We start from the raw sequence: 21681 nt of genomic DNA on the forward strand, positions 1-21681 counted from the left end.
ACCCCTGCGGTGTTCAGTATAGGCGGCGATGCGTTCGATATGGCGAACAAGACGAGCTTCAACGCAGGGTCTGGCGCGGGACATTGCGCTGGTGTGCGCCGCCGACGCGGTGGTCGGCGCCTCCTTCGGAGCGATCGCGGTCGGCCTCGGCCTGCCGGCGTGGTTGCCGATGCTGCTGTCGGTGGTGGTCTTCGCCGGCGCCGCGCAGTTCCTCTTCATCGGTCTGGTGGCCGCGGGCGGCAGTCCACTCGCGGCGGTGGCCGCCGGACTGCTGGTGAACGCCCGTCATGTGCCGTTCGGCTTCGCCGTGAGCGACGTCTTCGGCACGGGGTGGCTGCGGAGGATCGCCGGCAGCCACCTGATGGTGGACGAGACGGTGGCCTTCACGCTGGCACAGCCCGATCCGGCCCGGCGGCGCATGGCGTACTGGCGGTGCGGAACGGGGCTGTTCCTCAGCTGGAACGCCGGTGTGGTGCTGGGCACCTACGGTGGGCGGGCCGTGGGCGACACCGACGCCCTCGGGCTCGACGCGGCGTTCCCCGCGGTGCTGATCGCCCTGCTGCTGCCGTCGCTGGGCGCGGCGCCGACCCGGCGGGCCGCCCTCGCGGGAGTGCTGATCGCGCTCGCCGCGACGCCGTTCCTGCCCGCGGGGCTACCCGTACTGCTCGCGCTGGCCGGAGTCGCCGCGGCCGGCACCGGGCGGGACGGACATGGGGGGCGCGGGGCCGAAGCCGGGGGGTCGAGGTGAGCAGCGGGACGGAACTGGTCGCCGCCACCGCGGTCCTGGGCGCGGGCACCTTCGCCTTCCGCCTCGCGGGCCCGGCGCTGCGCTCCCGGGTGACACTGCCGGCCCGTGCGGAGCGGCTGCTTGAGGTCGCGGTGGTGGTGCTGCTGGCCGCGCTGGTGGCCACGTCGGCGCTGACCGACGCGCACTCCTTCGCCGGGGCCGCCCGGCCGGCCGGGGTCGCGGCCGGGGCGCTGTGTGCATGGCGCAAGGCTCCCTTCCTCGTGGTGGTCGTCACCGCGGCGGTGACCACCGCCGTCCTGCGGTTGCTCGGCGTGTCCTGACGCCGGGGGCCGCGAGACGGGCGGCAATGTGGCCGAACTCGGAGGTGACAGCCGGAATGCAGGCCGTGTTACGTGTCATGTCTCCGTCGCTTCACCCACGGACGTCACCGTCCTGACGGAGAGCCACCCCCACAGGAGGACACACGTGACCGGTCCGCTGACCCGCCGCCCTACGCTCCGCCCGCGCGCCACCGCGCGTACCGCACTGCTCGGCGCGCTCGCCGCCTGCCTCGCCTTCACCGTCGCCGGCCCCGGCGGCGGCACCGCGTCGGCCGCGGGAACCGATGAGCTGCCGCTGTCCGGCGCCACCACGTCGGGACTGCACAACACCTACGACCCCGCCACGTTCAGCTACCTGGCGCAGGCGCTCGACACGGGCACCTCGATGATCGAACTCGACGTGTGGGACGACTTCTTCACCCAGGAATGGAAGGTCAGCCACTCCAACCCGACCGGCAACAGCAACAACTGCGTCAACGCCTCCTCCGCCGCCCAGCTCTACACCGGCGGGGCGAACAAGGACCTGGAGAGCTGCCTGGACGACGTACGCGTGTGGCTCGGGGCGCACCCCGGGCACGCGCCGCTGATCATCAAGCTGGAGATGAAGGCGGGCTTCCAGGCCAGCCTCGGTCTGAGCCCCGCCAAGCTCGACCAGTCCATCAGCGCCCACCTGGGCAATCTGGTGTTCAAGCCGAACGACCTGCTGAACAAGCCGGGCGGCGGGCAGTACGCCACCCTCGACGAGGCCGCCAACGCCGGCAACTGGCCGACCCGCGCCCAGCTGGCGGGCAAGGTGCTGCTCGAAGTCATCCCCGGCACCGTGGAGGAGGCCAACCCCACCGACTCGCTGTGGACCGACCGCGAATACGCCGGCTACCTGCGGGACCTGCACAGCCAGGGGAAGACCGCCCAGGCCAACATCTTCCCGTCGGTCCACACCGCCCAGGCGGGCGACCCGAGGACGCGGTACTCCGACACCTCGCTGCGGCCGTGGTTCGTGGCCTTCGACGGCGACGCCGCCACCTACCTGAACGGCAGCATCGACACGAGCTGGTACGACACGCACCACTACCTGCTCTTCATGACCGACTCGCAGAACGTGGCACCCGCGCTGGACGATGTGAATCCCGCACCGGCCGAGGCGCAGGCCAGGGTCGCCCAACTCGCCAAGGCACACGCCACGGTGGCCTCCAACGACTGGAAGGGCCTGCCCCAGGTCCAGTCGCTGGTCCTGCCGCGCGGCTGAGCATCGCGGCGGCGGCCCGCCGCCCCTGACCGCGCCCCGCGGTGGTCGGTCCGCCGCGGGGCGCACGCCCCTCCGGAGCCGAACGGGCCGCCGGGACATCGGACTCCGGCGACCCCGGATCGGCTACGCCTCGGGGGCCGGCCTCGCCCCGGTCGGGCTGAGGTGCACGGCTGCGAGCTTCCATCCCGCGCCGTCCGCGACGATCATCTGGGTGACCCGGAAATGGCCGTCCGCGTCCCGCCCGTCGTAGACGCTCTGCTGGCCCTGCACGCCCACCGCGACCGCCGCCCGCCCGTGCCGGCGGACCGTCACCTCTTCCCAGGTGAAGACGTCGTGTATGAGCGCGCCCGAGGCATAGCGGTCGATCCACTGCTTCTTGTCCAGGACGAAGCCGTGCGGACCCACGGCGGTGAAGTCCTCGGTGAGCAGGGCGTCCAGCGCGGCGACGTCGCCCAGCCGCTCGGCCTCGGTCCACCGCCGCGCGAAGTCGGACAGTTCCTGGTCGTCGTCCATGCCGTTGCCTCCGTTGCGCCCGGGGAGAGTTGGGCAATCCCTGTTGCCCTCAAGACTCCCGCGCCCGCACGAATGTGACATCGACCTGGGGTAGGGCTTACGTCTACTCCTGCGGTCAGTGCCGCCACCGACATGGCGTACTCCCCTGGGAGTAACCGGCCATGAGCGCGCTGCGACGACCGGCCTCAGGTCGCCAGCGAGCCCCGGTCGCCCATGACGATCACCGGGTGGTCGGCGGGCAGCAGGGTGTGCAGCAGGTCGACCATGTGGGCGGCCGAGATGCTGACGCAGCCGTGGGTCGGGCCGCCGTGGTCCACGTGCACCCAGATGCCCCCGCCGCGGCTGGACCCGAGCGGCTGGGTGCCGTCCAGCGGCGACGTGCCCGGGACCCGGTTGTAGTCGATCGCGATGACGTAGTCGAAGGCCTCGTCGAGGGGTTCGCCGTCGAAGCCGACGCCGCCCGCCTGGAATTTGGCGGAGTGGTGGTAGGGCAGCTTGGTGCCCGGGTCGGCGTCGAAGCCGCCGGCGTCGCTGAGTGTGAACACCCCGATGGGGCTGTGCAGATCGCCCGAGCGATGGCCGGTGGTCCAGCCGCGCAGAGCGTTGTGCGCGGCCCAGGCGGCACCCGGGTGCCAGCGGCCGGCGCCGGTCCTGGTCCACAGGGTGACGACGGTGTCGGAGGAGTTCTTCGCCCTGCCGGAGGCGACAAGCACCTGGCGGGTGGCAGCGGGGATCGCCGCCCGGGTCCTGGGGCCGAGACCGGTGATCATGGCCACCGATCCGTCGGGGGTGGCCTTCGGACTGGCTGCCGCGCCGGGCGGCGGGGCGGCAGCGGCGGCCGGCCGGCCGTGGTCGCTGCCGGCGCTCTGGGCGGCGGCGGTCCCCGTGTACCGGTCCACGACGGTGTATCCGGCGCCCACCACGGCGAGTCCGGCCACGCCGACCGCCGCCAGGACCATCGCGCGCCGTCTGCGGCGAGGCCTGCGGTGCCGGTTGCGGCCCTGCTCCTCGTCGTCGCGGGCGCGCGGGGCGGCTGCGCCGGGAGCGGCCTGTGGGGCCGGCGCCGGGGTCGGCCGGCGGTCGGCATATGCGTCGGAGGGTGTGGCAGTCATCGGCACGATCTTCGCAAACACCCGCTTCCCTTCCGTCACCCAGCCCCCATGGGCGCCCGTTTCATCCTGCACGTCCGCATTTCGCATGTCCCGTCATGGCGGCAGCTGAGATCTCCCGCACTGTCGTCACGCCTCCTTGAGGAGTTCGGCGGCGAGTTCGCCCGGGTGGCTGAGCGCCACCAGATGGCCGCCGGGCACCACCTCCACGTCGATGCCGAGCCGTTCACGGACGACGCCCCGCTGGAACTCCAGCGGGAAGAACCGGTCGTCGCGGCCCTGCAGGAAGCGGGTCGGCACGCCCGGCCAGGCCGCGAGCGGCCAGGGCTGGGCGAAGATGGCCGCCGGCGGTCCGGACTGCGGGGCCGCCAGGGCCTCCTCGGTCACCTCGGGCGGCACATCGTGGAAGAAGTCCGTGCGCAGGTCGAATTCGGCGTCCGCGCCGCGACCGAGCGCCTCCGCGTACGCGGATCTGGCCGCGGCCTGCCCGGTGTTGCCCCACCACTCCCCCGCGCTCTCGCCGGGCCGCGGCACCATGGCGTTGACCAGCACGATCCGGTCGACCGGGACGCGGTCGCAGATCAGGGGGGCGGAGAAGCCGCCGAGCGACTGGGCCACCAGGACGACGGGGCCGTCGAGGCCGGGTGCCGTGGACCGCACGGCCGAGATGATCGCGTCCGCGAACGCGTCGAGACCGGCGGAGTCGTCGGCCGGGAAGCTGACGGTGACCACCGTATGGCCCTGGTCGCGGAGTTGCGTTACGACCAGATGCCAGTACCAGGCGGTGCCGTCGGCGCCGGGGACGAGGATGTATGTCGCCATGGCGTCAGGCCTTGGTGCGCGCGGGTGTGCGGAGGCGGAGGCTTCCCGGGGCGCCCTGGGGGCGCGTGCTCTGGGTCTGGCCGGACATGCGTACTCCCAACTGTTGGTGCCAATTTACGGGGCGAGGCACGGTGCTGTGCGCAGGGAGTCGGCGAATCGCCGTGCCGGGTGGGGGTCGTCAGGGGCTGGTGGCGAAGGTGATGCGGTAGCCGGCCTCGCCACGGCTGGTGAAAGTGCTGGTCGCGTCGTCGTCCACGTAGGAATAGGCGAAAGGCTCGGCCTTCTTGAAGGCCGCCGCGTAGTTGACGGGCCACTGGTCGGGGCGGCATTCGGTACGCGGGGCCCATTGCGCGCGACAGCAGTACTGGTCGGTGTCGAATACACCGCAGGGTGACTCGCAGGCGTCGCCCTTGACGCGGAGGGCGGACGGGCAGTCGACGAGGTGCGTACAGCCGGCCCGGGAGCAGCCGTGTGCGGAGATCGGGTCCTTGGTGGCGCCGCCCACGAGGTTGATGTACATGGGCAGATTGGAACCGTCCACGAGGCTCACGTCGTAGAAGTCCATGCCGTCCCAGGAATTGAGGTTGAACTCCGCGAGGGTGGCGGGAATCGCCCCGTAGCCGGCGCACTGGAACCTGCTGTCGCAGGCACCTGTCGCGCAGTGCCCGTGCCCGGCGCTGTCGAAGGTGCATCCGGTGCGGCCCCAGAAGCGCCCGTTCCAGTGGTCGGGCACCCGCACGCTGAGGGTCCGGCCGGGACGCAGCACCCATCCCGTGGTGCTCAGCGCGGGTGTGGCGGTCTGCTCGCCCGAGGCGAGCCAGACGGTCTGCCGCAGCCCGTTGACGAAGCTGAAGACCCGGGTGCCGGACTTCGCCGCGAGCTTCGGCGGCGCCGCTGTGACCTTCGGGGACCGTGCGGACTTCGCGGACTGCGTCGTGGGCCCGGCCGTGCGGGTGGCCGAGGGGGTCGGCGTGTCGCGGGCGGGCGACGGCGTGGGCGTCGCGGTGGCGGCCGGGGCGGCCGGCGGGGAGGTGGCGGCGGTGGACTGCGGGGTCCGGACCCCGGCGGTGGAGCGGCCACCGTCCGACTGCCGGGCCGTCAGGGCGAACCCGGCCACGCACAAGGCGACCACGGCCAGTGCCGTCCAGCCCAGCGCTCCCGGCCGCCGCCCTCGATGCCGCGCCCTGCTGCCCATGCCGCCGCCTCCCGCGCTTGGCCTCCGGTCCGATCAGGAGACCGCGCGCGGGGAGGCGGATAACGGGAAGTCGGGCCCGTCAGGCGTAGACCCGGCCGAGCCAGGCGTTCCAGTCGGCGCCGATGCGGTCTCCGTCCGCGCCCGGGGTGAAGTCGTGGACGGCCACACCGACCGTGGCACCCCAGTGGTTGCGACCGAAGAAGCGGTACATCGCGTCGCCCGTACGCAGGCCGAAGAAGTACGCGTTGCGGTAGTCGACCACCGCCGAGACGCGCCCGGCGCCGGGCAGTTCGATGTCGACCCTCGTGCCCTCGGCGGCGCCGGCGGGCAGGCCGAGCGCCTGCCAGGCGCCCTCCAGAGCGTCGGGGGAGCCGGCTGCCGCCGGCCCGTTCACCGAGGCGTACGCGGCGGCGCGGCGGTTGAAATGTGCCAGGTACTGGCCGAGGGTGTGCAGGTAGAAGTCGGTGTGGTGGGAGGCGCCGTCGTACTGGTTGTCCCAGTCGCCGACGAAGATCCCGCTGTGCACGTACCGCACCCACGAACCGCCGCCTTCGCGCGGCTCGATGAGGTGGTCGAGCTGGTTGAGGCTCTGCCCCTGCACGCCTTGCGACGCCTCGGCCCGCGCGGTCAGCCGGTGCGGCGGGTCCCACGCGGTGACGGTGGCGCCGAAGGGCGCGGCCCCGCCCTCCTTCGGTTCGTACTCGGAAGGCCACAGCCAGCCGGCGGTGCCGGTGGTGAGGGCGGCGAAGACCTCCTCGGGGGACGACTCGACCTCGAACTCGCGGACGATCTCGAACGGCTTGGACATGATGCGTCACTTCTCCTCGGTGTCAGGCGCGCTGGGGTGCGTAGACGATGTGCTGGACGCCGGAGCCGAACGACTCCGAGCGCAGGACGGTCAGGGCGGTGGTGGGCAGGCCGCTCTGGAAGAGCCGCCTGCCACGGCCGACCACGACCGGGTCGATGAGCAGGTCGATCTCGTCGACCAGGCCCTGGCGGAGCAGCCACTGCACGAGGGTGGCGCTGCCCGCGACGGTGATGTCCTTGCCGTCCTGCTCCTTGAGCCGGGTGATCGCGTCGACCGGGTCCGCGCCGATGAGCGTGGAGTTGTTCCACTCGGCCTTGTCGAGGGTGCGGGAGACGACGTACTTCGCGACGCCGTTCATGTGCGCGCCACCGGGCTCGTCGATCATCGCCGGCCAGGCGGCGGCGAAACCCTCGTAGGTGACGCGGCCGAGCAGCAGCGCGTCGGTGGCGGCCATCTGCGCGCTGACCGTACGGGCCATGTCGTCGTCGAAGTACGGCCCGTGCCACTCGTTGGGCGCCTCGATGACGCCGTCCGCGGTCAGGAACTCGCTGACGATCAGCTTTCTCATGGTGACTGCTCCTCGTTTCCCTCGTTCGGTGCGGGCTGCCGGGCCGGCAGTTCGGGGCGGGCTTCGGCGGCCGCTGCTGCCGTCTGCTTCACGGTGGGGTGCAGGGCGACGACGATCCGGTGCGGCCGCCCGCCGGCCGCGTCCTCGTCGTGGTATTTGGTGATCAGCGCGCCCACGCCGCGGGTCAACTCCTCGACGAAAGCGGCCCGCTGCGCCGCGGAGGCGAAGCGCACCTCGCCGTCCAGCGCGTAGGTGGCTATCCGCTGCCCGGCGCGGTCGGCGCCGGTGATCAGCGCGCCGGTGTCCCTGACCAGCCGGGCGGCGAGTGCCAGCAGCCAGCGTGCGGACAGCTGGTCGCGGAAGCGGGCCGGGTCGGGCTGCACGGCGGCCAGCGCCAGCGGCGAGATGACGTAGGACGCCGCCGTCGCGCGCATCAGCCGCTCGGTGACATTGCCCTTCCTGCGCTCGCCCGCCAGCTCGACCAGGCCGTGCTTCTCCAGTGCCTTGAGGTGGTAGTTCACCTTCTGCCGGGGCAGTCCCACCCGCCCGGCCAGCATCGCCGCGGAGGCCGGTCCCGCGGCCAGTTCGGCGAGCAGCCGGGCCCGTATCGGGTCCAGGGAGACGGCGGCCGCCTCGGCGTCCTCGATCACGCTCACGTCCAACATGGCTCCACCGTCTCACCGAACACTTTTTTTGTCCAGAGCAAAACTCTTGTCGGTGAGACGGCGTGAGCGAGCCGGGGCGGCCGATGTGGCGCGGTGAGGGCGGAGCCTCAGATGGTGTAGGTCACCGTGACCGGGGCGTGGTCCGACCAGCGGGCGGCGTAACTGGGGGCCCGCTCGACCGAGGCGGCGGTGGCCGCGGCACCGAGCTTGGGCGTGGCCACGTGGTAGTCGATGCGCCAGCCCGTGTCGTTGTCGAAGGCCTTGCCGCGGTAGGACCACCACGAGTAGGGGCCGTCCACGCCCGGGTGCAGGCGGCGGACCACATCGGTCCAGCCCGTCGGGGGGTCGAGGAGGTCGGTGAGCCAGGCGCGCTCCTCCGGCAGGAAGCCGGAGGACTTGAGGTTGCCGCGCCAGTTGCGCAGGTCGGCTTCCTGATGGGCGATGTTCCAGTCGCCGCAGATGAGCGCGTGACCGCCGCTGTCCGCGGCGCGTCCGTGCAGGGCGTCGAGATGGGCGCGGAACTCCGCCATGAAACGGTATTTCGCGGTCTGGCGCTCGGTTTCCGCCTCACCGGTGGGCAGGTAGAGGCTGCCGACGGTCAGCGCGGCGCCGTTGCCGTCGCCCGGGAGGTCGACCTCCAGGTAGCGGCCGGAGGCGTCGTATTCGGCCGAGCCGAAGCCCACCCGCACCGCGGTGGGCGCGGTCCGGGAGTAGATGGAGACGCCGGCGCGGCCCTTGGTGACCGAGGGGGCGTGATAGGCGTGCCAGCCGTCGGGGTCGCGCAGCTCGTCGGGCAGCTGGTCGGGTTCGGCGCGGACCTCCTGCAGGCAGACGACGTCGGCCGCGGTCGCCGCCAGCCAGGGCAGGAAGCCCTTCTTGGCGGCGGCCCGCAGCCCGTTCACGTTCGCGGAGGTCACGGTCAGCACCGGACGGACGATACCCGCAGCGGCCGGACGGCAGAAAGTCGCGTCGCACGCCTGTGCGAGATGTACGTGCGCCCACCACGTACGATGGCTGGCGTGGAGATCAGAAGGACGCGTTACGACGAGCCGGCCGCGGTGCTGCTGAACGACCTGGTGCAGCTGGAGTATGTCGAGCGGTACGGCGACGGGGACGAGACCCCGATGGCCGCGGACCACTTCGACCCGCCGCGCGGGCTCTATCTGGTGGCCTACGACGCCGACGGCAAGCCGGTCGCGAGCGGCGGGTGGCGGGCGCAGGACACCTCGCCCGAGGGGTACGAGGACGGCGACGCGGAGATCAAGCGGATGTTCGTGGTGCGCGAGGCGCGCGGGCGGGGTCTGGCCCGGGCGATCCTGGCGGAGCTGGAGGCGAGCGCGGCGGCGGCCGGACGGACCAGGATGGTGCTGGAGACCGGCCAGCGGCAGCCCGAGGCGATAGCGCTGTACACGTCCTGCGGTTACCTGCCGGTCAAGAAGTTCGGCCACTACCGCGAAGCGGAGCTCAGCCTGTGCCTGGGCAAGTCGCTGGTCGAGCCGCGCGGCTGAGCCCGCGGGCAGGACACGCGGCGGCCGCTAGCGCCGCCGCTGGAAGAGGCGCAGGAAGCGCCCGCAGAGCCAGCCGATGACGAGGGTGATCAGCAGCGCCAGCCACAGCGGCATGGTGACCTCGGGGATCAGCAGCCGGATGCGGACGTCCTTGGTGTTCTCGAAGACGAAGACCAGCCCGAGCAGGCCGAGCACCAGGACGACGACCCTGCCCGGCGTCATCCGTTCCCGCGCGCCGCGGCCGGTTGCTTTGTCGGAAGTCATGACGCCCTCCAGCGCTCGGCTGCCGGTCCCTGTGCGGCTCATGATCCCCGGGAACGGCGGCGGGTGCGGGTGCGTACTGCTCCGAACGGGTGAGGGCGGGCGACGCGTTCAGGCGGGCAGCTCCTCGTAGACGGCCATCACGCTGCGGGTCTGCTGCTCGACCTGGTCGGTGACCGGGACCCAGCGCGGGCGGTAGGCGCGCTCGTACGCCTCGCACCACCTGTCGACGAGCCGGGCGATCAGCGGGACGTCCGCGACCTGGCGGAGCATCGCGGCGGCGCGCAGCGGGATGCGCTGGGCGTAGACCTCGATGCTGTTCACCAGGGCCATGGTCATGTCGGGCATCGGCGCGGCACCCGGCACGCGGACGGCAGGATCCCAGCCGGCGGTGAGCGCGGGGCCGAGCACCACCAGTTCCCGTACGGTGCGCAGCAGGGCGCAGTCCGCCCCTCTGAGCTGCGGGCGTACCGCTTCAAGCAGGCGCGCCACGGTGGGCAGGTCGCGGCGCAGGGCGGCGCCGGCGGTGCGCAGCGCGCGGTCGGGGTCGGGGTGCGGGGCGGTGTCGGCGCTGCGGTCGCAGGCCCACATCGGGACCTCCACGACCGCGGTCACCCCGTCGTAGCGCCTGGCGTGCACCCAGGTGGAGTGGGCGCCGTCGCCGGCGGCGGGATCACCGCTTGGCGGCATCACGTAGACACCGGGGCCGGGGCTCGGCCACTGGAAGGCGTCGGACGAGCCGCTCTCCAGCGGGATGTCCAGCTCAGCGGCCGACTTGCCGATCCGTTCCGGCACCCCCGGCACCTCACTGGTGAGCTGGACGAAGCTGCCGCCGACGTCGATGCCGTGCAGCGAGCACTGCAGCACCGGGCGCAGCCTGTCCAGCACGCCGACCAGGGCGCGGGTCTCCGGCAGGGCGGGGCCGCGGTCGTCACCCTCGGGCGGCAGCCACTCGGGCTGTTCCGCGGTGCAGGGCCGGAAGAAGTGCTCGTAGTGGCCGCGCAGCGTGTAGGGGCCGGACAGCCACGGCTCGTTGAGCGCGGCGCCGTCGGGGTCGATGCACAGCAGGAAGTGCCAGCTGCTGCCGTCGTGCTCGCCGCGTGCCCGCCGGCGGGCGATGAGGCGGGCCAGTCGCAGCGCCGTCGCACCACCCACCGCGGCCTCGTTGGCGTGCGGGCCGGCGACCACCAGGACGTTGCGGCGCCCCTCGCCCACCGTCAGCATCAGCAGCGGGCGGCCGGCGCGTGACCTGCCGACCCTCCCCAGCCGGCAGATCCCCGGATAACTCATTGTCAGCGCTCGTGCACCCGCAGTCACTTCGTCGGTCGTCGGGTAGAGCATCCCCGCCATCCTCGCCACCGCAATCCCCCAGGAGCCCTGACACGGAACCAGGGCCGCATTACGACATCGAGTTCGATCCCGTTAGTACGACACGGCCGCCGCGGAGGTGTCAACGGTGCTACCGCGCCTGTTACGCGACCCGTCGCGGGCGCGCTACCGCGAAGGGCGTACGCGGGTCTCAGCAGCCCCTGCGGTCGCCACGTTCGGCCGCAGGGGCGGAGGCGGGCGACTGACGGCCCTCGCACCTGCGAGCGGGCGGCCGGGCCGGCGCCGGGCCGCTCACGCTCCGGAGCCGGACGTGACAGAAAGGGCCGAGGATCCTTACGGATTACGGACGTCGGCGGCTCCGGGCCGCCGCTTCGTGGTCACTGTCAGTGGTGGGTGCCAGACTCGTCCGCATGAGTACCGCATCCGTGTCCGTACCGCCCCCGCGCCGGCGGATCCTCGTCGTGGACGACGACCCGACGGTCGCCGAGGTCGTCGCCGGCTATCTCGACCGGGCCGGTTTCGCCGTGGAGCGGGCCGCGGACGGCCCGACCGCGGTCGCCCGCGCCGCCGCCGCGCGTCCCGACCTGGTCGTGCTCGACCTGATGCTGCCCGGCATGGACGGGCTCGAAGTGTGCCGGGCGATACGGGTGGCGGGGCCGCTGCCGGTGGTCATGCTCACCGCGCGGGGCGACGAGGACGACCGCATCCTCGGCCTGGAGGTCGGGGCGGACGACTACGTGACCAAGCCGTTCTCGCCGCGCGAGCTGGTGCTGCGGGTCGAGTCGGTGCTGCGCCGCGCGGGCGCGCCGCCCGCGGCCGGGCCGTGGCTGCGGTCGGGGCCGCTTGCCCTCGACCCGGCCGCCCGCCGTGCGCTGCGGGACGGGGTGGAACTGCCGCTGACCATAAGGGAGTTCGATCTGCTCGCCTTCTTCCTGCAGCACCCGGGGCGGGTGCTCGGCCGAGAGGAGCTGATGCGGCGGGTGTGGGGCTGGGAGTTCGGCGACCTGTCGACGGTGACCGTGCACGTACGGCGGCTGCGGGAGAAGATCGAGGACGACCCGGCGAGGCCCCGGCTGATCAGCACGGTGTGGGGGGTCGGCTACCGCTTCGACCCGTCCCCCGAGCGGGCGGACGGGGGCGCGGGCGATGAGTGATCTGCTGGTCATCGCCGCCTATGCCGCGGCGGGTGCGGCGGTGGTGGGGCTGCTCGGCGGCGCCGCGCTGCGGCTGCTGCGGCATCGCTCGGTCGCGCTGTCGCTCGCGGTGGTGGTCGCTGTCGCGGTCTGCGCGATGCTGGCCGGGACGCTCTCGGTGGCCTGGGCGATGTTCCTCTCCGAGCACGACCTCGGTGTCGTCACCACCGTGTGCGCGATAGCCGCAGCCGTCTCGCTCGGGGTGGCGCTGCTGCTCGGCCGTACGGTGGTCGCCGGCAGCCGGGCGCTCGCCGCGGCGACCCGTGCCTTCGGGGACGGCGACGCCTTCGCCGCGCCCGCGGGCGCGCCCACGGCCGAACTGGCGGAGCTCGGCCGCGAACTGGCCGCCACCAGCGCCAAGCTGGAGGTCTCCAGGCAGCGGGAGCGCGCGCTCGAAGCGTCGCGGCGCGAGCTGGTCGCCTGGATCTCGCACGACCTGCGCACGCCGCTGGCCGGCCTGCGGGCGATGACCGAAGCGCTGGAGGACGGCATAGCGGAGGACCCCGCCCGCTACCACCGGCAGATCCGCGCCGAGGTCGACCGGCTCAGCGGGATGGTCGGCGACCTGTTCGAGCTGTCCCGGATCCAGGCCGGGGTGCTGGCGCTGAGCCCATCACGGATGTCCGTCTACGACCTGGTCGGTGACGCGATAGCCGGGGCTGATCCGCTCGCCGCGGAGCACGGCGTGCGGATCGTCGGCGAGCGGGTGGAGCGGATCCCTATCGAGGTCGACGGGCGGGAGATGACGCGGGTGCTGGCGAACCTGCTGACCAACGCGATCCACCGGACGCCGGCGGACGGGACGGTCGCGGTGTCCGCGTCGCGGGACACCGCGTCCGGGGCGGTCGTCGTGTCCGTGACGGACGGATGCGGCGGCATTCCGGCCGCGGACCTTCCCCGGGTCTTCGACACCGGGTGGCGGGGCAGCGGGGCGCGCACGCCGACGCCGCCCGCGGGGGCGGGGCTGGGGCTCGCGATCGTGCGCGGGATCGTGGAGGCCCACCACGGGCGGGCCGCGGTGCGCAACGTCCCCGGCGGGTGCCGGTTCGAGGTCGTGCTGCCCGCGGCCGCGACCCTGCCGGGGAGGGGGTAGCGGGTACGTCCGGGGTGCGGGCCGCGGGTGGGTCCCAGGTGCCGTGCCGGGCGATGTGGCGTGCGATGCGGCGGCGTCACGTCCGGACGCGCGGTTCCCTGCGCCCCGGGGCCCAGGTGCCGTGCCGGGCGATGTGGCCAGCCATGTGACGTACCGTGTCCCGGCGTCGCGCGCGGTTCCCCGCGCCCCGGGGCGGGTGCCGCGTCGCCGCCCGCTGTGTCCTGGCGGTGGGTCCGTGGCCGGGCGGGCCGGTCCCGGCGATTCCGGCGGGACGGGTGTGTCAGGTGAGGGCGGGGAGGTCGGCGGTCAGGGTGGCCGTCGTCGTGTCGAGGACGGCGGGGACGCCGAGGGGGATGGTCAGGGACGGGACGCAGTGGCCGAAGCCGAGGTTGTCCAGAATCGGGACGCCGAGGGGGCCGAGGCGGTCGAGCAGGAGGGCTCGCACATCGTCGGCGGGGCCGCAGCCCAGCCAGGAGCCCAGCGCGACGGCGGCGACGCCGTCGAGCCATCCGGCGCGCAGGAGCTGGGTGAGGAAGCGGTCAAGGCGGTACGCCTCCTCGCCGGTGTCCTCGAGCAACAGGATGCCGCCCGCGGCCGACGGCCGGCCGGAGCGCGTACCGAGGTCGGAGGCGAGCAGGCTGAGGCAGCCGCCGAGGGTGACGCCCGCGGCCCGGCCCGGCACCAGCGCGCGGGCGGCGGGGGCGTGCAGCGCCAGGACCTCCTCGGGCGTGAAGAGGGTGCGGCGCAGGTGCTCACGGCCGGCGGTGTCGGCGAGGAAGGCCGGGGTGCCCGGCATCGGGCCGTGCAGGGTGGCCACGCCGAGGCGGGAGGCGAAGGCCTCGTGCAGCACGGTGATGTCGCTGTAGCCGAGAAAGGCCTTCGGGGTGGCCTGCCGCATGGCGTCCCAGTCCAGCAGGTCGGCCATCCGCTGGGTGCCGTAGCCGCCGCGGGCGCAGATCACGGCGGCCAGCGCCGGGTCGCACCAGGCGTCCCGCAGGTCGTCGGCGCGTGCCTGGTCGGCTCCCGCGAGGTAGCCGGAGGGGTGGTCGTCCAGCACGTGCGGCGCGACGACGGGGTCGAGCCCCCAGTCCCGCAGCACGTCGAGCCCGGCTTCCAGCATGGCCTGCGGCACCGGTCCCGCCGGGGCGACGATGCCGACCCGGTCGCCCGCCACCAGCCGCCGCGGCCTGACGAGGGCGGGCACGCGCACGGCGTCCCGCACGGGACCGCGCGTCACGGCGTCAGGTCGAGCAGTGGCACGCCCGGCGGGGTGAAGCCGAAGACCTGGCCGTAGAGGGAGAGTTCCGCCTCCAGGCAGGTCACCAGGGTGTCCAGCCGGCGGAAGCCGTGGCTCTCGCCGGCGAAGGCGAGGTAGGCGTGCGGGAGCGTGCGGCCGGCCAGCGCGGCGAGGAAGCGTTCGCACTGGGCGGGGGGGCAGATGACGTCGTCCAGGCCCTGCATCAGCAGGAAGGGCACGGTGACCCGGTCGGCGTGGTGGACCGGGGACCGGTCGTGGTAGCGCTCGGGGACGTCGAGGTGCGGGCCGATGAGGGATTCGAGGTACCAGGACTCGAAGTCGTGCGTCTCGCCGCCGGCCGGCGACCAGCCGGCCAGATCGAGGATCGGGTAGCTGATCGCGCCGCAGGCGAAGGTCGAGGTGGTGGTCAGTGCGGCGGCGGTGGTCCAGCCGCCCGCGCTGCCGCCGCGGATGGCGAGCCGCGCGGGGTCGGCGGCACCCTCTGCGACCAGGCCCTCGGCGACGGCGACGCTGTCCTCGACGTCGACGATGCCCCACTGCTCGCGCAGCCGGTTGCGGTAGGCGCGGCCGTAACCGGTGGAGCCGCCGTAGTTGACCTCGGCGACGCCGATGCCACGCGAGGTGAAGTAGGCGATCTCCAGGTCGAGGACCATGGAGGTGCGGCTGGTGGGTCCGCCGTGCACCCAGATGACGTACGGGGCCGGCTCGGTGGCGGCGTGGTCGGGGTGGCGCGGGGCGTAGACGTGGGCGTGCACGTCGCGGCCGCCGGGGCCGGTGAAGACGCGGGAGACGGCGCCGGGGATGTAGGCGGGGTCCACGGTGTCCTGGTGCGGGTTGCCGATGACCCGGGTGCGGCCGGTGGCGGCGTCGAGTTCGACGATCTCGGCGGCGCTGCTCGGGCCGGCGGCAAGGCCGATGACGCGGCTGCCGGAGGCGGCGAGGGTGGCGCCCCACTCGGTCCAGTGGCCGGGGGCGTCGGTGAGCGCTCCGGTGGCGGGGTCGAGCAGCGCGAGCCGGGCGGCGCCCACGCCGTGCAGGACGGCGATCAGGCCGTGGTCGAGCGGCACGAACCAGCGCTGCCCGAGCTTCCACAGCGGCCCGGCGAACTCCTCCTCGCGCGGGCACAGGTTGACGGCCTCGCCGGTCGCCGGGTCGACCCGGTGCAGATTCCACCAGCCGGTGCGGTCGGTGGCGGCCAGCAGCGTGCCGTTTGCGGCCCACTCGGCCTGCGGGACGGACTCCTCGGCGCCGCCCATGAGGGTGCGGGCCGGACCGAGGGTGCCGTCGGCGCGGACGTCGGCGCAGCGCAGTTCGGTGCCGTCCCAGGGCATCCGCGGGTGGTCCCAGGCCAGCCAGACGGCCCGGCCCCCGTCGGGGGAGAGCCGCAGCCCGGTGACGAAGCGGTGGTCGGCGGGGGCGAGTTCGCGTACGGCCGCGCGGTCGTCAGCGGCCGTGCCGTCCAGCGGGACGGCGGTGTGGACCCGGCGCAGGTCGCTGGGCCCCTCGCCGGTGAACTCCTCGAGCACCGCCCACACTTCGCCGCGCCCGGCGTGCACGGACGGCTCAGCCCAGCGCAGTCCGCCGCCGACGGCGGAGAGCGGGGTGAGCGGATAGGGCGGGTCCTGCGGGCGGTCGGGGCGGAAGGCGTAGAGCCGCTGGTCGGCGTGGTGGGCGAAGACGATGAGCGGGGAGCCGTCGACGACGGCGCCGCCCCAGGGAGTGCCGCCGTATTCCATGACGCGGTTGCGGACGTTCCAGGGCGCGGGCAGCGGGCATTCCTCGGTGCCGTCAGGGCGGCGCCTGATCAGCGCGCGGCGGCCGCCCTCCGCGGGGCGGGGCGCGGTCCACCACAGGTCGTCGCCGACGACGCCGAGGCTGTCGGGGCTGCCGTCGTGGCCGGCGGCGGTGGCCGCGTCGATCGGCGAGGCCCAGCTGCCGTAACCGGTGTGCTGCTGTGCGGTAGCTGTCATGCGGTCTTCTCCTCCCCGGCGGTTCCGCGCAGGAACCGGTCGAGTACGCGTACGCCGAAGTGCAGGGCGTCGACGGGGACGTGCTCGTCGACGCCGTGGAAGAGCGCCTGGTAGTCGAAGTCCGGCGGCAGCCGCAGCGGCGAGAAGCCGTAACCGGTGATGCCGATCCGGGAGAACTGCTTGGCGTCGGTGCCGCCGGACATGCAGAACGGCACCACGTGCGCCCCCGGGTCGAAGTGCTCGATGGCCTCGCGCATCGCGGCGAAGGACGCCGAGTCGACCGGCGCTTCGAGCGGCACCTCGTGGTGGTGGTAGTCCCACCGCACCAGCGGCCCGGTGAGCCGGTCCATGGTGGCGGTGAACTCGTCCTGGCCGCCGGGCAGGATGCGCCCGTCGACGAAGCCGGTGGCGGTGCCGGGGATGACGTTGACCTTGTAGCCGGCCTGCAGCATCGTCGGGTTGGAGCTGTTGCGGACGGTGGGCCGCACGAAGGCCGCGGCGGTGCCGAGCCGGTCGAGCAGCGCGTCGACGTCGTCGAGGTCGGCGGGCACGCCGTAGAGCGCGGCGAGTTCGGTGAGCGCGGCCCGCACGGTGGTGGTGAGCCGGATCGGCCAGCGGTACTCGCCGATCCTGGTGACGGCGGCGGCCAGGTGGACCACGGCGTTCTCGTGGTTGATCTTCGAGCCGTGGCCGGCCCTGCCCTCGGCGGTCAGTTCGAGCCACGCGGTGCCGCGCTCGCCGGCGCCGACCGGGTAGACCCGCATCCCGTTGTCGGTGTGGTTGGTGTAGGCGCCGGATTCGCTGATGCCCTCGGTGCAGCCGGCGAACAGGGCGGCGTGCTCGGTGGCGAGGAAGCCGGCGCCGTAGGCGGCGCTGTCCTCCTCGTCCGCGGTGAAGGCGAGCACGATGTCGCGCGGCGGCCGGGTGCCGCTGCGGGCCCAGGCGCGGACGCAGGCGAGCACCATCGCGTCCATGTTCTTCATGTCGATGGCGCCGCGGCCCCAGACGACACCGTCGCGGACCTCGCCGGAGAAGGGGTGCACGGTCCAGTCGTCGGCCTGCGCGGGCACCACGTCGAGGTGGCCGTGCACCAGCAGCGCGTCGGCAGACGGGTCGGTGCCGGCGATCCTGGCCACCACGTTGCCGCGCCCGGGGGCCTTCTCCAGCACGGCCGGTTCGATCCCGACCTCGGCGAGGCGTTCGGCGACGTATTCGGCCGCGGCCCGCTCGTTGCCGTCCCCGCTGCCGCGGTTGGTGGTGTCGATCCGGATCAGGTCGGAGGTGAAGCGCACCACCTCCTCCAGCGCCGTCTCGTCGACGACCGGTGCACCGGGTTCGCGCGGGGCCGCCACGGGCCGCTCAGCCATACTGCTCCTCCACCGCCTGGGACACGAGCGTGGTCACGGCCTTGAACGCGCGCAGGGCCGCGTACATCGTCGGCAGGGTATACGCCACCCGCCGCTCACCTGTCTGCTCCACCCCGGGGACCACGGTGGCGGCGCCGACCAGGTGCCATGCGTCGAATTCGAGCTCGACGGTGAACGGCCCGGCCTGTACGGGCTCGTGCCGCACCGCGAGGCCGGCGGCCTGCTGAGCCGCGGCACGGATGTCGGCGGCGGTCCTCGCGGGCGGCCGGCAGACGGCGGCGTAACGGGACACGTAGTCCTTGACCGCGACCGTGCGGGCCTGCGGGGCGTAGCCGAGGGCGTCGGCGCCGGTGCGGTCGTCGCCGGTCACCAGGACCACGGGGACGCCGTATTCGGCCACCACCAGGGCGTTGAGCCGGCCCTCGCTGGCGGGCTCGCCGTTCACCCGCACCGCGGTGATGGAGTTGGCCAGATAGGTGTGGGCCAGGACGCCCTCGGTCCCGGCGCCGGTGTGGTAGCCGACGAAGGCGATGCCGTCCACGTCGCCGTGCTGGACGCCTTCGACCATGGACAGTTCCTTGTGCCGCCCGGTGAGCAGCTCGGCGCGCTCGTCCAGCTCCTCCAGGAGCAGGTTGCGCATCGTCCAGTGCGCCTCGTTGATGAGCACCTGGTCGATCCCGCCGTCCAGGAAGCCCGCGACGGCGGCGTTGACGTCGGAGGTGAACATCCGGCGGCAGCGCTGCCACTGCTCGGTGCCCGGCAGGACGTCAGCCGGCCAGGTCACACCGGTGGCGCCCTCCATGTCGGCCGAGATGAGGATCTTCCGCATGCGAGATCACATTACGCGGCCAGTCCCGCGACCAGCCAGTGGGACGGGACCTCGGTCCGTGCCCCGTCCGGCCGGAGTCCGGCGGCGTGCTGCCGCTCCTGGCCTGCGGCGAGCACGTCGAGGCCCGCGGAGGTGAAGTAGCCGGGCACCGCGTCGTCGCGGAGCCCGCCGGGGGCGACGCCGTACGCGAGGACCGCGGCGAGCTCCGGCCGCGGCCCGTCCGGACCCCGCGCCAGGTCCCTGAGCACGTCCCCGGCTGCCTCGGCCCATTCCACCGCGAAGGCCCGGCCTCGCTGGCCGGTGAGGGTGGCGACGCCGTCCACCAGGCGGCTGCGGTCGCCGGGTTCGCACAGGTGCAGGATGCCCCGCAGGTAGACGTTGGCGTCGCCCACTTCCGCGTGCAGGGCGCGGACCGCGTCGGTGTCGACGGCGTCCAGCCGCTGGTAGCCGGCCAGGCCGCGCGGGTCGTCCCTGCGGGCCCGCGCGACGGCGGCGTGTGCCAGGTCGACGCCGAGGACGCGCGGGTAGCGGCCGGCCAGGAAGCGGGTCTGGGTGCCGCTGCCGCAGCCCAGGTCCACCACCGGCAGACCCGGGTCGAAGTGCGCCTCGAAGTACGCCAGGTGCCGCTGCGCCGCCAGGGCCGGTGCCACGTCCCAGAAGGCGCCGCCCGGCCCGTCCGGCGCGTCCTGCCAGAATCGCTCCCACGCCTGTGCGTAGCCGCTGGAGACGTTCACACGTACTCACCGCTCCCCACGTCGTGATCGTACGGAAAGGCCGGCCGGTCGCCGGGGGCCGGAATCAGCGCCCGGGGCGTACCGGCGGGCCGTGCTCCGAACCGGACGCCGGGCGCCGATCCGACGATCCGGGCGCTCCCCGCACCGGGATGGGCCGGCGCCGCCACCAGGCCCTGCTCCGAGGCACCGCGGGCCCCTTCCCCGGGCATCGGCGGGCCCCGCACCGGGGTGGGCACGCCCCTCCGGCGTGCGGTCCGCGACGCCGGGACCACGGTACGGCCGGGGCGTCCTTGCCGGGCCGCAACGGGGGAATCCGGGCGCACGCCCGCGCGCGAGCAACCGCGCGAGCCGTGCTAGCGTCCAAACTCTGTGTTCGAACTCTGATCCGAGCCGGTCACGGGTGGGAGTCCGATCCCGCCAGGCGTCAGCCGGCCGGGACATCCGCACCGCACCGCCACCGGAAGAGGCCCCGTGACGACCTGGCAGCCTGCGCCTGTTTCCGTGCCCCGGAAACCGAGAGCCATGCTGCGCCGGGTGAATCTGGGCCACCCCGTCGTGGTGGCCACCGCGGTGGCGGCGGTCCTGCACCTGCTGTGGGCGTTCTTCCTGGCCAGGGATTCCGGCGACATGGCGGCGCAGTACGCCTGGACGGACTTCATACGGGCGCATCCCTCGGCCTCGTACAACCTGTCCTGGTACGGCGGGATGCACCCCGCCTCCTACAGCATCCTGTCGCCCTACATCATGGCCGCGCTCGGGGTGCGGGTCACCGCGGTGGTCGCGGGCACGCTCACCGCGACGGTCGGGGCGGCCCTGCTGATCCGCAGCGGCATCCGCCGCCCGATGCTGCCGGCGCTGTGGACCACGTTCGCCCTTTGGTGTGACGTTGTCTCCGGCCGGGTCACCTTCGCACTCGGCATGCTCTTCGCGATGGTCGCCACGCTGGTGCTCTTCCCCGCCGCCCTGAACCTGCGCGGCCGCTCGCCGCGGCTGGCCACCGCGGCGGTGATGACCGCGCTGGCCACCATGTGCAGCCCGGTGGCGGGCCTGTTCCTGCTGGTGGTGGCCGCCGCGCTGTTCCTGACCGGCCGCAGGGCCGACAGCTACGTGCTCAGCGCCGTACCACCGCTGGTGGTCGGCGCGACCTCGCTGCTCTTCCCCTTCTACGGGGTGCAGCCCTTCGCCTGGTACTTCGCGATCATCCCCTTCGCCGTCTCGGTGGTGACCGCCCTGGTGGTGCCGACGGCGTGGCGGGTGATGCGTACCGGGGCGTGGCTCTACGCCGTCGGCGTCGCGCTGACCTGGGCGATCCCCTCCCCCATCGGCAGCAACGTGGAACGTCTCGCGCTGCTCTTCGGCGGCACGGTGCTGCTGCTGGTGGCCCGTGACAGCAACTGGACCGGGCGGCGCCTGCTGGCCCTGTGGCTGGCCTTCGCGGGGGTGGCGGGCTGGCAGATCGCCAAGCCGATCGTGGACCTGGTCAACACCTCCGCGGTCAGCTCCATCGTGCGGCACGCGCCGCCGCTCATCGCCGAGTTGCAGAAGGTGCACGCGGACAAGGGCCGCGTCGAGGTCGTACCGCTGCGCTCGCACTGGGAGGCGTCCGGCCTGTCGCCGTACGTGAACCTGGCCCGCGGCTGGAACCGGCAGGCCGACGTCGAGCGCAACCCGTTGTTCTACGACGGCACGCTGACCACCGAGAGCTACCGGGAGTGGCTGCAGCACTGGAGTGTCTACTTCGTGGTGCTGCCGTCCGACCAGCCGGACGGCGCCGCCGTCGCCGAGGCCAAGCTCGTGCGGTCCGCGCCGCAGTGGCTGGTGCCGGTGTGGCAGGACGCGAACTGGCAGATCTTCCGGGTCTCCGGCGACGTCGACCCGCTGGCCGACCCGCCGGCCACCGTCGAGGAGGCCGGGCCGGCCGAGCTGACCGTCTCGATGCCCACCGCGGGCTCGGTGCTGCTGCGCATCCCGTGGTCGCCGGTGCTGGGCATCGAGGGCACGGACGACAACCGGCACGGGTGCCTCATCCCCGACGGGGAGTGGACGCGGCTGAACGTGCCGGCCGCCGGTACGTACCGGATCGGCGGGACCTACGCGTCCATCCGGGGGACGCAGTGCCCCAAGGTCAAGACCCCGTAGCCCTTT

Annotated in this window: 22 protein-coding genes; 7 read left to right on the forward strand and 15 right to left on the reverse strand. The window is 73.5% G+C overall.

Annotated elements, in window-relative coordinates:
* The first annotated feature begins 91 nt into the window (after window positions 1-91).
* The 3 genes from OG702_RS07505 (at window position 92) to OG702_RS07515 (ending at window position 2314) form a co-directional block, all read left to right on the forward strand.
* Complete coding sequence (locus OG702_RS07505; protein WP_442814326.1) at window positions 92-748, forward strand: AzlC family ABC transporter permease; 657 nt, start codon at window positions 92-94, stop codon at window positions 746-748.
* Entirely contained in the window at window positions 745-1068 is a 324-nt protein-coding gene (locus tag OG702_RS07510; protein ID WP_327288076.1) for an AzlD domain-containing protein, read from the forward strand. Before OG702_RS07505 ends, OG702_RS07510 begins: the two co-directional genes overlap by 4 nt.
* 145 nt (window positions 1069-1213) lie before the next feature.
* Window positions 1214-2314 carry a phosphatidylinositol-specific phospholipase C domain-containing protein gene (locus OG702_RS07515; RefSeq protein ID WP_327288077.1) on the forward strand — a complete coding sequence of 367 codons (1101 nt, stop codon included), beginning with the start codon at window positions 1214-1216 and terminating at the stop codon, window positions 2312-2314.
* Between the two features lie 123 nt (window positions 2315-2437).
* Here OG702_RS07515 and OG702_RS07520 read toward each other — a convergent pair whose 3' ends face one another.
* From OG702_RS07520 to OG702_RS07555, 8 genes are all read right to left on the reverse strand, one after another.
* Window positions 2438-2827: a nuclear transport factor 2 family protein gene (locus OG702_RS07520; protein WP_327288078.1), complete on the reverse strand. Its 390-nt coding sequence runs from the start codon at window positions 2825-2827 to the stop codon at window positions 2438-2440.
* Window positions 2828-3012: 185 nt separating this feature from the next.
* Window positions 3013-3939, reverse strand: a complete 927-nt coding sequence (locus tag OG702_RS07525; protein ID WP_327288079.1) for a L,D-transpeptidase family protein — start codon at window positions 3937-3939, stop codon at window positions 3013-3015.
* 126 nt (window positions 3940-4065) lie between these two features.
* Complete coding sequence (locus OG702_RS07530; protein ID WP_327288080.1) at window positions 4066-4758, reverse strand: alpha/beta fold hydrolase; 693 nt, start codon at window positions 4756-4758, stop codon at window positions 4066-4068.
* Window positions 4759-4936: 178 nt separating this feature from the next.
* Window positions 4937-5953 (reverse strand): thaumatin family protein, encoded by a 1017-nt coding sequence (locus OG702_RS07535; protein ID WP_327288081.1) that lies wholly within the window; start codon window positions 5951-5953, stop codon window positions 4937-4939.
* Between the two features lie 79 nt (window positions 5954-6032).
* The gene (locus OG702_RS07540) at window positions 6033-6761 is read right to left on the reverse strand and encodes an SRPBCC family protein (RefSeq protein ID WP_327288082.1); all 729 of its coding nucleotides are present in this window, start codon (window positions 6759-6761) and stop codon (window positions 6033-6035) included.
* Between the two features lie 22 nt (window positions 6762-6783).
* Complete coding sequence (locus OG702_RS07545) at window positions 6784-7329, reverse strand: dihydrofolate reductase family protein (RefSeq protein WP_327288083.1); 546 nt, start codon at window positions 7327-7329, stop codon at window positions 6784-6786.
* Entirely contained in the window at window positions 7326-7994 is a 669-nt protein-coding gene (locus OG702_RS07550) for an ArsR/SmtB family transcription factor (RefSeq protein ID WP_327288084.1), read from the reverse strand. Before OG702_RS07550 ends, OG702_RS07545 begins: the two co-directional genes overlap by 4 nt.
* A 107-nt stretch (window positions 7995-8101) precedes the next feature.
* Complete coding sequence (locus OG702_RS07555) at window positions 8102-8920, reverse strand: exodeoxyribonuclease III (protein WP_327288085.1); 819 nt, start codon at window positions 8918-8920, stop codon at window positions 8102-8104.
* A 93-nt stretch (window positions 8921-9013) separates the two neighbouring features.
* Between OG702_RS07555 and OG702_RS07560 the strand changes: the two genes are divergently transcribed.
* Window positions 9014-9502, forward strand: a complete 489-nt coding sequence (locus tag OG702_RS07560; RefSeq protein WP_327288086.1) for a GNAT family N-acetyltransferase — start codon at window positions 9014-9016, stop codon at window positions 9500-9502.
* A 27-nt stretch (window positions 9503-9529) separates the two neighbouring features.
* On the opposite strand, the gene OG702_RS07565 is transcribed toward OG702_RS07560, so the two are convergent.
* The gene (locus OG702_RS07565; RefSeq protein WP_327288087.1) at window positions 9530-9766 is read right to left on the reverse strand and encodes a LapA family protein; all 237 of its coding nucleotides are present in this window, start codon (window positions 9764-9766) and stop codon (window positions 9530-9532) included.
* Window positions 9767-9874: 108 nt separating this feature from the next.
* Window positions 9875-11053, reverse strand: coding sequence for a M14 family zinc carboxypeptidase (locus OG702_RS07570; RefSeq protein WP_327288088.1), 1179 nt, complete (start codon window positions 11051-11053; stop codon window positions 9875-9877).
* Window positions 11054-11502: 449 nt separating this feature from the next.
* On the opposite strand from OG702_RS07570, the gene OG702_RS07575 reads away from it, so the two are divergent.
* Both OG702_RS07575 and OG702_RS07580 read left to right on the forward strand, forming a co-directional pair.
* Window positions 11503-12246 (forward strand): response regulator transcription factor, encoded by a 744-nt coding sequence (locus OG702_RS07575; protein WP_327288089.1) that lies wholly within the window; start codon window positions 11503-11505, stop codon window positions 12244-12246.
* Entirely contained in the window at window positions 12239-13378 is a 1140-nt protein-coding gene (locus OG702_RS07580) for a sensor histidine kinase (RefSeq protein ID WP_327288090.1), read from the forward strand. Before OG702_RS07575 ends, OG702_RS07580 begins: the two co-directional genes overlap by 8 nt.
* Window positions 13379-13658: 280 nt before the next feature.
* Here the strand turns inward: OG702_RS07580 and OG702_RS07585 are convergent, their stop codons facing one another.
* From OG702_RS07585 to OG702_RS07605, 5 genes are read right to left on the reverse strand one after another with little or no spacing between them, the layout of a single operon-like run.
* The gene (locus OG702_RS07585) at window positions 13659-14615 is read right to left on the reverse strand and encodes a S66 peptidase family protein (protein ID WP_327288091.1); all 957 of its coding nucleotides are present in this window, start codon (window positions 14613-14615) and stop codon (window positions 13659-13661) included.
* Window positions 14612-16606: an LpqB family beta-propeller domain-containing protein gene (locus OG702_RS07590; RefSeq protein WP_327288092.1), complete on the reverse strand. Its 1995-nt coding sequence runs from the start codon at window positions 16604-16606 to the stop codon at window positions 14612-14614. The genes OG702_RS07585 and OG702_RS07590 overlap by 4 nt, the downstream gene beginning before the upstream one ends.
* Window positions 16603-17973: a M20/M25/M40 family metallo-hydrolase gene (locus OG702_RS07595; protein ID WP_327288093.1), complete on the reverse strand. Its 1371-nt coding sequence runs from the start codon at window positions 17971-17973 to the stop codon at window positions 16603-16605. Before OG702_RS07595 ends, OG702_RS07590 begins: the two co-directional genes overlap by 4 nt.
* The gene (locus OG702_RS07600; protein WP_327288094.1) at window positions 17966-18802 is read right to left on the reverse strand and encodes a M55 family metallopeptidase; all 837 of its coding nucleotides are present in this window, start codon (window positions 18800-18802) and stop codon (window positions 17966-17968) included. The genes OG702_RS07595 and OG702_RS07600 overlap by 8 nt, the downstream gene beginning before the upstream one ends.
* Window positions 18803-18813: 11 nt before the next feature.
* The gene (locus tag OG702_RS07605) at window positions 18814-19536 is read right to left on the reverse strand and encodes a class I SAM-dependent methyltransferase (protein WP_327288095.1); all 723 of its coding nucleotides are present in this window, start codon (window positions 19534-19536) and stop codon (window positions 18814-18816) included.
* Window positions 19537-20058: 522 nt separating this feature from the next.
* Here OG702_RS07605 and OG702_RS07610 point away from each other — a divergent pair.
* Entirely contained in the window at window positions 20059-21675 is a 1617-nt protein-coding gene (locus OG702_RS07610) for an MFS transporter (protein ID WP_327288096.1), read from the forward strand.
* Window positions 21676-21681: the final 6 nt, after the last annotated feature.

The organism is Streptomyces sp. NBC_01198, assembly GCF_036010485.1.
GTDB lineage: Bacteria > Actinomycetota > Actinomycetes > Streptomycetales > Streptomycetaceae > Actinacidiphila.